Below are 14,542 nucleotides of genomic sequence, written 5' to 3'. Positions count from 1 at the left end.
GGGGAGGGATGCGGGTTAGCCTTGCCGATACGCGTTCGTCGGCGATCGTCGGCGTCCACGGCATCTTCGCCTTCGAACGGGTTCGCCCGCTCGGGCACTCCCCTTCGGTTCCGGATAGTTCCTCACAACAGCATGGATAAGACGCAAAAGCGCGTGGGTGTGGTCGGCGGCGTCCGCATTCCCTTCTGCCGCAACAACACCGCGTATGCCGACGTCGGCAACTTCGGCATGTCGGTCAAGGTTCTCGGCGCGCTGGTCGAGAAGTACGGCCTGCATGGCGTGGAGCTGGGCGAAGTGGCGATGGGGGCGGTGATCCGCCACTCGTCGGACTGGAACCTGGCCCGCGAAGCGCTGCTGTCCTCGGGCCTGGCGCCCACCACGCCGGGCATCACCACGGCGCGCGCCTGCGGCACCTCGCTGGACAACGCCATCCTCATCGCCAACAAGATCGCCACCGGCCAGATCGACGCGGGTATCGCGGGCGGCTCGGACACCACCAGCGACGTGCCCATCGTCTACGGGCAGAAGTTCCGCAAGCGCCTGCTGGCGCTCAATCGTGCGAAGACTCTCAAGGAAAAGCTCCAGGTTGCCACCCGTGGCTTCTCGTTGAAGGAGCTCAAGCCCTCGTTCCCGGGTGTGGCAGAACCGCGCACCGGCAAGTCCATGGGCGATCACTGCGAGCTGATGGCCAGGGAGTGGAAGATCGGCCGCACCGAGCAGGACGAACTGGCCCTTGCCAGTCACCTGAAGCTCGGCGCCGCCTACGATGCCGGTTTCTTCGACGACCTCGTGGTGCCGTTCCGTGGCCTGAAGCGCGACGGCTTCCTGCGGCCGGATTCCACCCTGGAGAAGCTGGGCTCGCTGAAGCCGGCCTTCGACAAGACCTCGGGCCAGGGCACGCTCACCGCCGGCAATTCCACGGGTCTCTCCGATGGCGCGGCAGCGGTGCTGCTGGCCAGCGACGAATGGGCGGCCTCGCGTGGCCTGTCCATCCAGGCCTACCTCACCCATGCCCAGGTCTCGGCGGTGGACTTCGTCCATGGCGAGGGCCTGCTCATGGCACCTACCGTGGCCGTGCCCCGCATGCTGAAGCAGGCCGGGCTCACCCTGGGGGATTTCGACTTCTACGAAATCCACGAGGCCTTCGCCGCCCAGGTGCTCTGCACGTTGCGTGCATGGGAGAACGACGACTATTGCCGCAACCGGCTGGGCCTCGACGGCCCGCTGGGATCGATCGATCCGTCGAAGCTCAACGTCAACGGCTCCAGTCTCGCGGCGGGTCACCCCTTCGCGGCGACGGGTGCGCGCATCGTCGCCACGCTGGCGAAGATGCTCGAGCAGAAGGGCTCGGGCCGCGGCCTGATCTCCATCTGCACCGCAGGCGGCATGGGCGTCACGGCGATCCTCGAACGCCCCTGACAATAAGGAAGAACGGCCGGCATCGAAGGGGTGCCGGCCGGGCAACATCTGCATGCTCGCATTACGTACCAGCACTTCTTTGAGCGCCCTGGGCCTTGTCCTCGGTATTGCCGGCACGAGCTGGCTTACCGCGCTTACCTATGAACGCGCACCTGCCTCCCGGCCGCTGGCCGAGGTGGTTATGCCGAAGCCTGCATCGCGTTCCGGCACGGCGCCGGCCCCGGCGGGCATCTTGCGCGACGAGCCGCCGCCGCGCGTGGTGAACCGGTCACGACCTGAGTCGTCGCCCATGGTGGCCGAGGCAGCGAAGCCGGAGCCGTTGCGTGCCGTGTACATGCCGTCGCCGCGTTATCCGATCTCCGCCTTGCGCGCCCGTCGAGAGGGCCAGGTGGTGCTCAACGTGACGGTGACGCCCGAAGGCGACGTGATGGGTGTGGCCGTGGGGCGTTCCAGCGGTGACTTCGACCTGGATCGTGCGGCGGAAGATGCCATCCGCCGCTGGCGCTTTGCGGCGGCTGATCGTCCGGCGCATTTCACTGCCGAGCTTCCGGTGCGGTTCGAGCTGACGCGGCCGTTTTGAGGGGGCGCCAGCGAGGCGTTCCTGTTATTCGGTCCGGTCGCGCGCAGGCGCGCTCCTACAGGGGCGGGTTCGGGATGCCGGATGTATCGCCTGACCCGGTCGCGCGCAGGCGCGCTCCTACAACAGCCGGTCCGGTTCGGTAGCCCTGCCGCATTTGTAGGAGCGCGCCTTGCGCGCGACCGGAAGAACGCAAACCTACAGAATCCCCGCCGCCGATGAACCGAAGGCTGTGATCATCCGCGTGTAGATAAGCTTCAGCGACACATCCACCTCCGGGAAGTCGCCCACGGCCTGATAGCACTCGAAGAACCGCGGGTCGTTCCAGCGCATCGGAATGCACCCCGGCTTCAGCTCATAGCTGGTGGCATAGCGAAACGGCCACAGGTCGAAAAATGGCAGCCTCTCCGACACATCGCCGATGAACTCGTTCACCGACGACAGCACGGGAATCGACTTCTGCCTCGGTCCGATCACCCACGCGTTGCCCGGCAGAGTGTCCTGCAGGATCGAACCACGCAGGCGGTCGGCAAAGCGCTTGTCGTAGACGATGACACCCGCCTCGGTGTTGTAGTGGTCCGAGCGCGGATCGAAATTGTGCGTGCCCACCATGGCGAAGGTGTCGTCCACCACGATGGATTTCGCATGCAATCCGAAGCGGATGCCGCTGGTGAGCAGCGGCGCAGGGCGATGGCGTGGGCCGCGGCGGGAGCGCATGGCCGCCGACAGGTAGCCTGACGACTCCGACGGCGGTCCCGCGGCGCGCTCGGCTTCGGCCCGCGCCTGCCTGCGTCCGCGGCTGCCGGTCAGCGTCGCTGTATCGTCCTCGTCGGTGGTGTCGACCGGCGGCGTGTAGAGCGCGTGGTAGCGGCCCTCCAGCGCATCGCGATCGACATCGGTTGGATGCGGCTTCATCTCGTAGATCTCGAAGCCGTAGTCGGTGAGATAGCGCTTGCGGTGCTTGTACGAGAGCGCATACACCGCGAACGCGTCGGTGGATGCCAGCGAATTGGTCGACACGATGATGCGGGGCGGGTCGGGCTGCTTGCGCAGGCGCTCGAAGATCTTCTTGGCCGGCCGGCTCATCACCAGGTAAGGGGTCTGCAGCACGATCTCGCTTTTCGCGTTGCGCACCATGCCCATGATGTGACGGGTGAGGGTGCGCGCCTCGCGACGCTTGGGTTCGTCGGTCTTGCCAGGCAGGTCGGAGAAGTACTCCACGCGATTCAGGCGCAGCGAGGTCGCCTGGATGTGGCTGCCGAGCCAGCCGGCGTCTTCTGCATTGGCGAGCAGCTGGGCCACGCGCTCGGGATGCTCGTAGGCCGGCTCCTTCCAGCGCTTGGTATCGTCGGTGTCGTTGACCAGCTCACGGTTGACGTCGCGAAGATGGGTGAGCGGTACGGCGCGCTTGTGCACCCAGAACTGCTCGAAGCTCTTGCCCATCGTGCGCGCCACGGGGCCGCCGACCATGACATCGCGGTCGACGTAGTCGAAGGCATCGTCCCAGTCGAAATAGCGGTCCTCGTAATTCCTTCCGCCCGTGATGCCGATGAGGTCGTCCACCACCAGCAGCTTGTTGTGCATGCGCTGGTTGAACTTGAAGAAGCAGCAGACGATGCCGGCCGCGAATTCCAGCGGTGGCGTGCGGGCACTGTGGAAGGTCGGGTTGTAGAGGCGGATCTCCAGGTGATCGCTGGCCCGTGCGAGGCCGGCAAGCAGGCCCGGGTCGCGGAAGGAGAACAGCTGGTCGGCCAGGATGCGCACACGCACGCCGCGCCGGGCGGCATGGATGAGTTCGTCGAGCACGAGCTTGCCGGAGTCGTCCTGCTCCCAGATGTAGGTTTGCACGTCGATGCTGCGGGTGGCGGCACGGATCAGGTTGATGCGGGCCGCGAGAGCTGATTCGCCATCTTCCAGCAAGGTGGCCACATGCACCGGCGCCTTGGCCGTGGACGCGGCATCGGCTTCGCTGGCCGCTTCCATCAGCGGCGAGGGGATGGCGCAGTGGTCCGCGCTGTCGCAGGTGCTCTGCCGGTCCACCGTCAGGCTGACCACGGCGTCGGCGCGCTGGATGCGCGCACGCGACACCGTGCAGCCGCCGGTGGCGAGCGAGGCGGCGAGGATGACGAACATAAGGACATGACGCATGGCGCGGATTCTAGGCGACGCGGAGCAACGCCACGTGAGTTCGTCCATGGATGGCCGCCGGCTCAGGGAGCGGACAGCACGATGGCCATGCCGAGGGTGACCCGGTCGGACAGGGCGCCGCGATGGCCGCGCATGTCGAAGTCGGTGCGGTCGATGCTGCCTTCCAGCTGGAGGACGCAGCCGGCCATGGCATCGGCCGGGCAATGGTTGGGTTCCAGGTGGAAGGTCACCGGACGGGTGATGCCGCGCAGGGTGAGGCTACCCTCGATGTCGCTGCCTCCGCTGAGCGTATGCAGGGACACCGGCAGTGACACGAAGTGGATCTGCGGATGGTGCTCGGCATCGAAGAACTCCGGCGCCAGCACCCAGCGACGCAGGCGCGCAGATTCCATGCGGATGCTTTCGGTGTCGATGTCGGCCTTGACCACGGCCGTGCGGGCCTGGCGGTCGATGGAGACTTCACCGCGAATGCCGTCGAAGCTGCCGGAGACCGTGCTGACCCAGAGCAGGCGAACGCTGAACTCGGCGCGCGAGCGGAGCGGATCGATGTGCAGGTCGGCGGCGGCAAGAGGCGTCGTCGTCAGGAGCAGGGCGATCGCCGGCAGCAGGAAACGCATTCGGTGGCTCAGTTGGGTGGCGACCAGAAGGTTTCGAGTTTCGCCGTGCCGGGTTGCAGGGGGCCATCGAAGACCAGACGGGCCATGCCGGCGGGCGGCATGCCGCGATAGTCCTCGGAACGACCTTCGGTGAGGAAGGCTACCAGTTGCTCTATGCCGGGATTGTGACCAACCAGGACCACGCGCTCGGCGTCGGCTTGTTGATCCAGCAGGTCGTAGAGGTCGCCGACAGTGGCGTCGTAGATGCTGTCTTCGTAGGAAGGTTCGATCTGGCCCAGGGCCAGCGCCGCGGTTTCACGGGTGCGCTCGGATGGCGAGCAGAGGACGCGGTCGTAGGTGATCTTGTGCTCGGCGAGCCATTGTCCGGCTGCGCGGGCTTCGTTCTTTCCGTGTTCGGTGAGTTTTCGCTCGCGGTCGTCCTTGCCTTCCTTGCCGTGCGGCGTCGCTTCGGCATGGCGTAACAGGATGAGTTCTCGCATGGATGTCTCCCTCCGCTAGAGCCACATGACGTGGCGTGGTGGTCGGTGCGTCAGCTGTTGCGCTTGATCCAGCGCAACACCCTGGCCCAGTCCTCCTGGTGCCCGCGCACGTTTTCCGAGTGGTAATCGAAGATGCCCTTACCGAGGGCGGTGAGCAAAACGTACGCCTGCGAGTCGCGAAGTTCCCCGACCACGGGAAACGGCGCACGTCCGGCCAGCTCCGCGAGCGCGGCCTGGCTGGCATTGGTCCATGGCTTCAGGCGGTTGGCGACCAGCCCTACGGGCAGCTTGCCGCGCTTGACCCGGCCGATGCCCTGCAAGGTGCCGAGGAAGTCGAGCGTGGCATCCAGGTCGAACTGCGAAGGCAGCACCGGCACGAGGATGACGTCGGCTTTTTCCAGATACGGTTCGAGGTCTTTCTCGTCGACACCCGCGGGGGTGTCGACGATCACCCGCTGGATATCGTCGGACAGCCGGTCGAAGGCCTTGCGGCTGCCTTCGATGGCGGTCACCGCAGGGGCATTCTCCGGGCGTCTGCCCACCCAGCGCAGGCTGGAGTGCTGGCGGTCGGCGTCGATGATGGCCGTGTGCTTGCCGGCCTGCGCCCAGTGCGTGGCCAGCTGGGTGACCAGCGTCGTCTTCCCGCAACCACCCTTGCTGCTTGCCACGAGCGTCGTAAGCATCCGCGCGCACCTGCGATGGGGAGGGCTCTAGCCTACACAGGCTGGCGCCCGGGTCAAAAGATCTTGGTCCGCACTTTCGGTAACAGTACGAGGATGAGGGTGGCGATGGGGCCAAGGATCAGCGAGAGGGCCCACCAGGCGAGGCCGCCGCGGTTCTTGCCCTGGGCGAGGCCGGCATTGATGAGCGCCAGCGTGCCCCAGCCGACGAAGAAACCAGCACGTTCGCTGGCAAGGATGGCAAATTGATCCATTGTAGGTTCCTGTTCTGTCGCAGGATTGATGCAGCGGTCGTGCCGGCCCCCTGCCGGTGGTCCCCCCGCGCAAGCTTCCGATGGTAGCAATGTCTTTCGTTTGTGAAAGCGTACCCGGCAGCTTCCGTTCATGGTGGGGCGGTATCCTTCCCTTTTTATGTCATGGAGATGGCCCATGCGGGGACGTCGCGCCGTAGCTTTTGCCCTTTCGGGTCTGCTTTCGCTGTCTGCTTTCGCCGCCACGCCTTACCAGGCCGCCAAGGCGCCGGCCAAGGGGCCTGTTGCCGCGCAGAAGAACCGCACCAAGGCCCTGTTGCAGTTCCAGAAGGACCTGGCCAGCGTCGTCGCGCTGAGCACCGAGGCCGAGCCCCTGCTGGGTGCCGCCCTGCTGGCGCGTCCGCTGGTCAATCCGCCCGAGGTGCTCACCTACCACGCCCTGCTGGAGCGCGCCGCGCGCAATGCCGACGCTGGTCCGCGCGTGGCCTGGGGCCAGCTGGCCGATTGCGATGCCAAGGCCGGCAGCTGCCCCAATGCCGACGCGGTGGCCAGCCTGGTGAACCAGGCCCCCGACAACGCGGCAGTGTGGCTGCTCAAGCTCGGCATGGACATGCCGCAGGGCAACGACAAGCAGGCCCGCGAGGATCTGGCCAAGGCCGCCAGCGCGAAGTCCTATGACGACTACCTCGGCGCCAGCATGAAGGCGCTGGCCATGTCGGTCAGCCAGCTTCCCCCGCCGCCGGATACGTTCGATCCGTTGCAGGGCGCCGGTGCGGCCGGTGTGCAGCTGGAAATCGTCTTCGGTCTGGCCGCGACCCAGCCGTTGCCGATGTTCCCGGCCGCCGCGCAGTACTGCGAAGGCCACAAGGATGACCAAAGCGTGGTGACCGACTGCCTGAAGCTCGCCAAGGTACTCGAATGGGGCAGCAGCCCGCTGGGCCGCTCGCTCGGCCTGCACCTGCGCGAGACCCTGGCGCCGGAAGCCGCCGACCAGCTCTCGGCAAAGAATGCCCGGCTCAACCTCGTCTGGCAGATGCAGCAGTTCGCCCGCCTGCACATGGAAGGCCTCGGCGACCGCTCGAAGGCCCAGAAGCTGCTCTCCCTGGCTCGCAGTGGCGGCACCGAAATGAGCGTGGTGCTGGCCGCGCTCAACGCCTACGGCATCAAGGCCGAAGCGCCCCCCGGCTGGGAGCCGGGCAAGCTCGAAAGCGCCAAGTGACCAACCCGCACCCGCTGACCCTGTAGGAGCGCGCCTCGCGCGCAACCCCTCAGAACGGCTATGGCGAACGAGGCCTTGCAATGGTCGTGCGAGCGGTTAACCGCCGGCCCGATCATCGCAAGGCCTCATCGTTTTACAGGAAAGGGTGAGGGGTCGCGCGCGAGGCGCGCTCCTACACAAGCGGGTGAATCCGCGAGGTCTGGCGGGATGAAAAAAGGCGCCCATCGGGCGCCTTTTTTCGCATGCAGCAGTGATCCGAATGCTTACTCGCCCAGCGCCTCGCGCATGAATTCCGGCTGGGCCAGGGCGCCCTTGTGGATGTCGGCGTTGTAGTACTTCGTGGCGAAGTTCTTGCTGAGGGCGCCGCGCTCGCGGAAGCCCGAGAGATCGCCGTCCTTGCGGGCCATGGTGCAGCTCCACCAGCCGGTGGGGTAGCACGGCTGCGGGAAGGGCAGGGTGCGCACGGCCTTGAAGCCCGTGGTGCGCATGGCCGAGCGCATGGCCTTGATCAGCTCGATGTGGGCCATCGGCGATTCCGACTGCTGCACCAGGATGCCGCCGTGGCGCAGGGCCTTGTAGCAGCTGGCGTAGAAGGCGGCGTTGAACAGGCCTTCGGCCGGGCCGACCGGGTCGGTGGAGTCGACGATGATGAGGTCGATGGATTCCGGCTCGGCCTCGGCCATGTACTTGATGCCGTCGATGAACAGCAGCTCGGCGCGCGGGTCGTTGTTGGCGTCGCACAGTTCCGGGAAGTACTGCTCGGCGAGGCGGGTGACGCGCTCGTCGATCTCGACCTGGGTGGCCTTCTCTACTTCCTCGTGCTTGAGCACCTCGCGCAGCGTGCCGCAGTCGCCGCCGCCGATGATGACGACGCGCTTGGCGCGGGCGTGGGTGAACAGCGCCGGGTGGGTCATCATCTCGTGGTAGAGGAAGTTGTCGCGGCTGGTGAGCATCACGCAGCCGTCGATCACCATGAGGTTGCCCCAGTCGGTGGTCTGGTAGATCTCGATGGTCTGGAACGGCGTCTTCTCGGCGTGCAACAGGCGCTCGACGCGGTAACCGATGGATGAACCCGAGGCCTGGTGGGCTTCGGTAAACCAGCTGAGCTGCTGCTGCGACATGACGCTTGTTCCTGGAAACGGTAAGGGGTCTGAACAGGGGATTGTACCGGCTCCTGATGAAAAAGCGGCCAAGGCCGTCCCCGCGGATCCTGGCCGGATGGATACACGGATGTCATGGGTGCCCGCTACAATACGAGGTCTGCCCGCCTCCAAGGGGTGGTGGGCCCAGCCTGGTCGGCCCCGCGGCGTGCGAGGCTCCCGGCCGCCAGGCCCGTTTGAGTCAAGGTTCGCCGCTGCGACTGTTCCGCGCCCCCGGAAAGGGCTCGACACACTCACCTGGAGAAACGTTTGCCATGGCGAACTGGACCATCGATCGCGCGAAGCTGACCTACGCGATCCCGCACTGGAGCAACGGCTACGTCGACGTAGCGGGCAACGGCCACCTCAACATCCGCCCCCGCGGCGATGAAGGCCCCACCCTCGACCTGCCGGCCATCGTGGAGCAGGCCACGCGCGAAGGGCTGCGCCTGCCCCTGCTCGTGCGCTTCCCCGACATCCTGGCCGACCGCCTTTCCCGCCTGCAGGAGGCCTTCGCCAAGGCCATCGACGATGCGGACTATGCCGGCTCGTACACGGCTATCTACCCCATCAAGGTGAACCAGCAGCGCGGCGTGGTCGGCGAGCTGGTCGCCGCCGGCGAGCACGGTTTCGGCCTCGAAGCCGGCTCCAAGCCCGAGCTGATGGCCGTGCTGGCGCATGCCCGTCCGGGCAGCATGGTGGTCTGCAACGGTTACAAGGATCGCGAGTACGTGCGCCTGGCGCTGATCGGCCGCAAGCTCGGCCTGCGCGTGCACATCGTGATCGAGAAGCTCTCGGAGCTGGACCACGTGCTCGCCGAGGCCAAGGTGCTCGACGTCGAGCCGCTGCTGGGCGTACGTGTGCGCCTGGCCTCCATCGGCGCGGGCAAGTGGCAGAACACCGGTGGCGACAAGGGCAAGTTCGGCCTCAGCCCGGGCCAGGTGCTGGAGCTGATCGACCGCCTGGATGCCGCCGGCCTGAAGCACACCCTGCGCCTGCAGCACTTCCACATGGGCTCGCAGATCTCGAACGTCCGCGATATCGCCGCCGGCATGCGCGAAGCGGTGCGTTACTTCGTCGAACTGCATCGCCTGGGCGTGCCCATCGACATCGTGGACGTGGGTGGCGGCCTGGGCGTGGATTACGAAGGCACCCGCTCGCGCAGCTTCAACTCCATCAACTACAGCATGGGCCAGTACGCCGCCAGCGTGGTACAGCCGCTGGCCGAGGCCGTAGCCGAGTACGGCATGCCGGCGCCCACGATCTTCACCGAGTCCGGCCGCGCGATGACCGCGCACCACGCCGTGATGGTGGTAAACGTCAGCGAAGTGGAAGAAGTGCCCGAGGGTACGATTCCGGCCGAGCGCGACGGCGAGCCGACGGTGCTGCGCCACCTGCGCGAGACTCACGCCGAGCTGGACCAGCGTCCGCCGCTTGAGCTGTTCCACGAGGCCCAGCACCATTTCGCCGAAGGCCAGGCCCTGTATGCACTGGGTCAGCTCGACCTGCGCGATCGTGCCCGTCTCGACGAGCTGTTCTATGCCATCGCCAATGCGGTGCGTACGCGCCTGCTGCCGGCCGAGCGCGCCCATCGCCAGGCGCTGGACGACCTCGACGAGAAGCTGGTCGACAAGTACTTCGTGAACTTCTCGGTGTTTGAGTCGGTGCCGGACATCTGGGCCATCGACCAGATCTTCCCGATCGTGCCGATCTCGCGCCTGGACGAAGAGCCGACCCGTCGTGGCGTCATCGCCGACCTCACCTGCGACTCCGATGGCCGCATCGACCACTACGTGGATGCCGAGGGCGTGGACGTCAGCCTGCCGCTGCACGCGCTGAAGGACGACGAGTCGTATCGCCTGGGCATCTTCATGGTGGGCGCCTACCAGGAGACCCTGGGCGATATCCACAACCTGTTCGGCGACACCGATGCCGTGAATGTCCGCGCCACGGCCGGCGGCTACGAGTTCGCGCACATCCGTCGTGGTGACACCACCGACCTGATGCTCGACTATGTGGGCTATGACCTGAAGGCGCTGCGCCAGTCCTACGCGGACCGCATCGCGGCAGCGGGCATCGGCGACGACGAGGCGACGACGCTCACCGAGGCGCTGGAGAAAGGCCTTACAGGCTACACCTACCTCGCGGAGACCGCGGGGCGTTGAACCGGACGCGGCGCTTCATGCGCCGCGTTTTTTTTGCACGTACGACGACGGATAACGCAATGACGATCAAGGCAGCATTCATCGGACTGGGTGCCATGGGCGCCCCCATGGCCCGGCACCTCCACGACAAGGGATTGCTTGCCGCCGTTGGCAACCGCACGCAGGCGCGCGCGGACGAACTGGCGAAGGAACTGGGCGTGCAGGCACCGGATACGGCGGGCATCGCCGCATCGTGTGATGTGATCGCGCTGTGCGTCAGCGCGGATGCCGATGTGATCGGCGTGGTGGAGGCGCTGGCGCCATCGCTGTCCAGGGGCGACATCGTGATCGATCATTCCACGGTGGCGCCCGCCACGGCGCAGCGTGCCGCGCGCATCCTTGCCGAGGTCGGTGCGCATTTCCTCGATGCGCCGGTGTCCGGCGGTGTGGAAGGCGCGAAGAACGGCAAGCTGTCGGTGATGGTCGGCGGCGAGGCGGACGTGCTCGAACGCGCGCGGCCGGTGCTTGAGGCTTATGGTGCGCGTATTACCCACATGGGGCCGGTGGGTGGCGGCCAGGCGACGAAGGCCGTGAACCAGGTGCTGGTGGCCGGTATCGCCCAGGCGGTGACAGAAGGCCTGGCCCTGGGCGAGGCGCTGGGGCTGGAGGCGGATCGCCTGATTCCCACGCTGGGTGCGGGCGCGGCGGGCAACTGGTTTCTCGAAAAGCGTGGCGCCACGATGCTGCGCAACGAGTTCTCGGTGGGCTTCAAGCTGAGCCTGCTGCACAAGGATCTCGGCATCGTGCGTGGTATCGCGCAGGACGCGGGCACGGATCGGACCATCATCGAGCAGTCGCTGGCGAACTATGCCGAGCTGATGTCGCAGGGGTATGGTGATGACGATATTTCCGCGTTGATCCGGTTGAAGCGGAAGAGCTGAGGGGCGCTTCGTAGCGGTCGCGCGCAGGCGCGCTCCTACAGGGCGGCTCGTGCAGAAGCGCGCCCGCGCGCGACAGCCCCAATCCATGTAGGAGCGCGCCTTGCGCGCGACCGGATCAGGCCGAAACTCCAGCCATAAAAAAGCCCGCCGAAGCGGGCTTTTTTATGCGAGGTGCCAAAGACTCAGCTGCCTTCCTTCAAGGCAATGGCACTGATCCCCGCCGACTGCAAGCGCTGCTTCGTGCTTTCCAGGTCGGTAGCCGACTTGAACGGCCCCAGGCGCACACGGTTGTACGTCTGCGCGCCTACCTTCACCGATTGCACGTTCGCCACGAAACCCTGCAAGGCCAGCTTGGCCTTCAGCGCTTCGGCATCCGATGCGCTCGGGAACGCACCTACCTGCAGCAGGTAACCCGAACCCGCCGATTGCGCGGCAGGCTGGGCCGGCTGCGAGGGCGTGGCGGTCACAGTCTGCGTGGTGGCCTTCGGCAGGTTCGCGGCGACGACGGCGGTCTGCTGCGGAGGCTGCTGTGCCTGCTGCTGTGCGGCGGCCTGCTGTGCGGCCTGTTGCTGGGCCGCTTGCTGTTGCTGCTTTTGCTGCGCTTCGGCACTGGCCTGCGCGCGGATCTCGGCATCGGGGATGCGGACTTCCTTCTCCGAAAGCACCGAATAGAAGTCGTACGACGGCTTCTTCGGCTTCTCGGGCTCGGCCTGGTCCGCCACGCCCGGGTCGCTGCCCTTCTGTGCGGTGGCCTGCGGGTTCGGTTCCGGGCCGTCTTTCTTGATGGGGATGATGCTGCCGCGCATCGCGACGGCCATCAGCACGGCGCCGGCGAGGATACCGATCAGCGCCCAGCCCCAGCCCGGCATGCCACCGGAGCTGTTGCGAACGGCCTGGCGGCCCTTGCCCTTCTTGCGTGTTGCCATTTACATGCTCTCCGGGGCGGAAATGCCCAGCAGATCCAGACCGTTGCGGAGCACCTGCTGCGTGGCGGCCACCATGGCGAGGCGGGCGTCGCGCAGATCGGCGTCGTCGACGATCCACTTGTGCTCGTGATAGTAGCTATGGAGCGCGCGCGCAAGCTCTTGCAAGTATTGCGCGATCAGGTGCGGTTCCAGATTGGCTGCGGCGGCCTCCACCACTTCCGGATAACGCGACAGCTCCACCATCAGCACCTGCTCGTGCTCGTTGTCGAGCAGGTCGAGCTTCGCCAGGCCGTTGGCGCGATCCGTCGCCAGGCCACGATCGGCCAGTTCACGGAAGACGCGGCAGGCGCGCGCATGCGCGTACTGGATGTAATAGACCGGGTTGTCGGTGCTCTGCGAACGGGCCAGGTCGATGTCGAACACCAGCTGCGAGTCGGCCTTGCGGGCGATCAGGAAGTAACGCGTGGCGTCGCGGCCCACTTCGTCGATCAGATCGCGCAGGGTGACGTACGAACCGGCGCGCTTGGAGATCTTCACCTCTTCGCCGCCCTTCATCACCGTCACCATCTGGTGCAGCACGTACTCGGGCCAGTTCTTCGGAATGCCGGCGTCCAGCGCCTGCAGGCCGGCCTTCACGCGGGCCAGGGAGCCGTGATGATCGGAGCCCAGCTCGGTGATGGCACGCTCGTAGCCACGCTGCCACTTGGTGCGGTGGTAGGCCACGTCGGGCAGGAAGTAGGTGTAAGTGCCGTCGGACTTGCGCATGACGCGGTCCTTGTCGTCACCGAAATCGGTGGTACGCAGCCACAGCGCGCCGCCTTCCTCGTAGGTGTGCCCATGTGCGACCAGCTCGCGCACGGTCTCGTCCACCTTGCCCCCGGTATAGAGGGAGGATTCGAGGTAGTACACGTCGAAGCCGACGCCGAAGGCCTTCAGGTCGAGATCCTGCTCGTGGCGCAGGCAGGCCACGGCGAAGCGGCGGATATCGTCGAGGTTGTCGACGTCGCCGCTACCGGTGACGACCTCGCCATCGGCTTCCACCGATTCCTTCGCCAGGAAGGCGCGGGCCACGTCGGCGATGTAGTCACCGCGATAACCCGACTCGGGCCAGCCCGCGTCGTCCGGGCCGATGCCCCTGGCGCGGCACTGGGTGGAGAGAGCCAGGTTGGCGATCTGCACGCCGGCGTCGTTGTAGTAGAACTCGCGGAACACCTTGTAGCCGGCCGCGTGCAGCAGGCGGCTGATGCTGTCGCCGATGACCGCCGCGCGGCCGTGGCCGACATGCAGCGGACCGGTGGGATTGGCCGAGACGAACTCGACGCCGGCCGTGCGGCCGCCACCGTCCTGGTTGTGGCCGTAGCTGTCGCCCAGCGCGAGGGACTGGCGGATTTCGGCGTGGAACGCGGCCGGGGCCAGGAAGAAGTTGATGAAGCCGGGGCCGGCAATCTCGACCTTGCCCACGAGCGGGGAAACCGGAAGGGCTTCCACCAGGTCGGTGGCGATGTCGCGCGGCTTACGGCCGGCAGCCTTGGCCATCATCATGGCGGCATTGGTCGCGAAATCGCCGTGCTCGCGACTGCGCGTGCGCTCGATGACGAACGCGGGGGCGACGAAGTCGGAAGGCAGCTTGCCGGACTCCCGCAGGGCGCCAATCGCCTGAAGGACAAGTTGTTTCAGCGGATGTTTCACGGGATGTGCGACGCGGAGATGGAACCCGCAATCCTATCAGAAAGGCAAAACCCGCCCTTCGGGTCTGTCCACAGATCCCTTGCTGCCTGTGGATAACTCTGTGAACAAAGCTCCCGTCAAGTGCCTTCGAAGCCCCCCAGCCCCTCTTGACATCGTTGCGTCACAAGTAAAGGTATTTAAGATCAGCAAGTTAAGTGCCTGACCTGCGCAAGGACAGCAGCTGTGACCGGCAAGTGGGAAAGATCGCAAATGTGCATAAGTCCCGCGGCGGCCGTCCTCTTCAGGGGATTTTCGGCACGTCACGGGTCTGTCA

13 protein-coding genes are annotated in these 14,542 nt (G+C 66.2%); 5 read left to right on the top strand and 8 right to left on the bottom strand.

Annotated features, from left to right (window positions below; translation table 11 throughout):
* Positions 1 to 132: 132 nt before the first annotated feature.
* Positions 133 to 1,419, top strand: a complete 1,287-nt coding sequence (locus tag KR767_RS05925; protein WP_250878444.1) for an acetyl-CoA C-acetyltransferase — start codon at positions 133 to 135, stop codon at positions 1,417 to 1,419.
* Positions 1,420 to 1,471: 52 nt separating this feature from the next.
* Positions 1,472 to 1,999, top strand: a complete 528-nt coding sequence (locus KR767_RS05920; RefSeq protein ID WP_166945402.1) for an energy transducer TonB — start codon at positions 1,472 to 1,474, stop codon at positions 1,997 to 1,999.
* A gap of 195 nt (positions 2,000 to 2,194) precedes the next feature.
* On the opposite strand, the gene KR767_RS05915 is transcribed toward KR767_RS05920, so the two are convergent.
* The 5 genes from KR767_RS05915 to KR767_RS05895 form a co-directional block, all read right to left on the bottom strand.
* Positions 2,195 to 4,144, bottom strand: a complete 1,950-nt coding sequence (locus KR767_RS05915; protein ID WP_250878443.1) for a phospholipase D family protein — start codon at positions 4,142 to 4,144, stop codon at positions 2,195 to 2,197.
* A 62-nt stretch (positions 4,145 to 4,206) separates the two neighbouring features.
* On the bottom strand, positions 4,207 to 4,761 hold the full coding sequence (locus tag KR767_RS05910) for a YceI family protein (RefSeq protein WP_166945398.1): 555 nt from the start codon (positions 4,759 to 4,761) through the stop codon (positions 4,207 to 4,209).
* An 8-nt stretch (positions 4,762 to 4,769) separates the two neighbouring features.
* Positions 4,770 to 5,240 carry a SixA phosphatase family protein gene (locus tag KR767_RS05905; protein ID WP_166945396.1) on the bottom strand — a complete coding sequence of 157 codons (471 nt, stop codon included), beginning with the start codon at positions 5,238 to 5,240 and terminating at the stop codon, positions 4,770 to 4,772.
* Between the two features lie 50 nt (positions 5,241 to 5,290).
* A complete protein-coding gene (locus tag KR767_RS05900; protein WP_250878442.1) occupies positions 5,291 to 5,923 on the bottom strand; it encodes a ParA family protein in 633 nt (210 codons plus the stop codon).
* Between the two features lie 53 nt (positions 5,924 to 5,976).
* Complete coding sequence (locus tag KR767_RS05895) at positions 5,977 to 6,174, bottom strand: antitermination protein NusB (RefSeq protein WP_166945392.1); 198 nt, start codon at positions 6,172 to 6,174, stop codon at positions 5,977 to 5,979.
* Positions 6,175 to 6,349: 175 nt separating this feature from the next.
* On the opposite strand from KR767_RS05895, the gene KR767_RS05890 reads away from it, so the two are divergent.
* Positions 6,350 to 7,390: a hypothetical protein gene (locus tag KR767_RS05890; protein ID WP_250878441.1), complete on the top strand. Its 1,041-nt coding sequence runs from the start codon at positions 6,350 to 6,352 to the stop codon at positions 7,388 to 7,390.
* Positions 7,391 to 7,653: 263 nt separating this feature from the next.
* Here KR767_RS05890 and speE read toward each other — a convergent pair whose 3' ends face one another.
* Positions 7,654 to 8,511 carry a polyamine aminopropyltransferase gene (speE, locus tag KR767_RS05885; protein ID WP_166945388.1) on the bottom strand — a complete coding sequence of 286 codons (858 nt, stop codon included), beginning with the start codon at positions 8,509 to 8,511 and terminating at the stop codon, positions 7,654 to 7,656.
* Positions 8,512 to 8,804: 293 nt separating this feature from the next.
* On the opposite strand from speE, the gene speA reads away from it, so the two are divergent.
* The gene (gene speA, locus KR767_RS05880; protein WP_250878440.1) at positions 8,805 to 10,694 is read left to right on the top strand and encodes an arginine decarboxylase; all 1,890 of its coding nucleotides are present in this window, start codon (positions 8,805 to 8,807) and stop codon (positions 10,692 to 10,694) included.
* A 59-nt stretch (positions 10,695 to 10,753) separates the two neighbouring features.
* Complete coding sequence (locus tag KR767_RS05875; protein ID WP_250878439.1) at positions 10,754 to 11,614, top strand: NAD(P)-dependent oxidoreductase; 861 nt, start codon at positions 10,754 to 10,756, stop codon at positions 11,612 to 11,614.
* Positions 11,615 to 11,796: 182 nt separating this feature from the next.
* Here KR767_RS05875 and KR767_RS05870 read toward each other — a convergent pair whose 3' ends face one another.
* Entirely contained in the window at positions 11,797 to 12,540 is a 744-nt protein-coding gene (locus KR767_RS05870; protein WP_250878438.1) for an SPOR domain-containing protein, read from the bottom strand.
* Positions 12,541 to 14,229: an arginine--tRNA ligase gene (gene argS, locus KR767_RS05865; protein WP_166945381.1), complete on the bottom strand. Its 1,689-nt coding sequence runs from the start codon at positions 14,227 to 14,229 to the stop codon at positions 12,541 to 12,543.
* Positions 14,230 to 14,542 lie beyond the last annotated feature (313 nt).

This window comes from Luteibacter anthropi (genome assembly GCF_023699965.1).
Taxonomy (GTDB): domain Bacteria; phylum Pseudomonadota; class Gammaproteobacteria; order Xanthomonadales; family Rhodanobacteraceae; genus Luteibacter; species Luteibacter anthropi.
The sequence above is the reverse complement of the archived record's forward strand: the minus strand, read 5'-3'. Positions and strand labels throughout refer to the sequence as shown.

Coding starts and splice junctions, on each gene's coding strand:
- KR767_RS05925 (WP_250878444.1), top strand. CDS start 133: ATGGATAAGACGCAAAAGCGCGTGGGTGTGGTCGGCGGCGTCCGCATT.
- KR767_RS05920 (WP_166945402.1), top strand. CDS start 1,472: ATGCTCGCATTACGTACCAGCACTTCTTTGAGCGCCCTGGGCCTTGTC.
- KR767_RS05915 (WP_250878443.1), bottom strand. CDS start 4,144: ATGCGTCATGTCCTTATGTTCGTCATCCTCGCCGCCTCGCTCGCCACC.
- KR767_RS05910 (WP_166945398.1), bottom strand. CDS start 4,761: ATGCGTTTCCTGCTGCCGGCGATCGCCCTGCTCCTGACGACGACGCCT.
- KR767_RS05905 (WP_166945396.1), bottom strand. CDS start 5,240: ATGCGAGAACTCATCCTGTTACGCCATGCCGAAGCGACGCCGCACGGC.
- KR767_RS05900 (WP_250878442.1), bottom strand. CDS start 5,923: ATGCTTACGACGCTCGTGGCAAGCAGCAAGGGTGGTTGCGGGAAGACG.
- KR767_RS05895 (WP_166945392.1), bottom strand. CDS start 6,174: ATGGATCAATTTGCCATCCTTGCCAGCGAACGTGCTGGTTTCTTCGTC.
- KR767_RS05890 (WP_250878441.1), top strand. CDS start 6,350: ATGCGGGGACGTCGCGCCGTAGCTTTTGCCCTTTCGGGTCTGCTTTCG.
- speE (WP_166945388.1), bottom strand. CDS start 8,511: ATGTCGCAGCAGCAGCTCAGCTGGTTTACCGAAGCCCACCAGGCCTCG.
- speA (WP_250878440.1), top strand. CDS start 8,805: ATGGCGAACTGGACCATCGATCGCGCGAAGCTGACCTACGCGATCCCG.
- KR767_RS05875 (WP_250878439.1), top strand. CDS start 10,754: ATGACGATCAAGGCAGCATTCATCGGACTGGGTGCCATGGGCGCCCCC.
- KR767_RS05870 (WP_250878438.1), bottom strand. CDS start 12,540: ATGGCAACACGCAAGAAGGGCAAGGGCCGCCAGGCCGTTCGCAACAGC.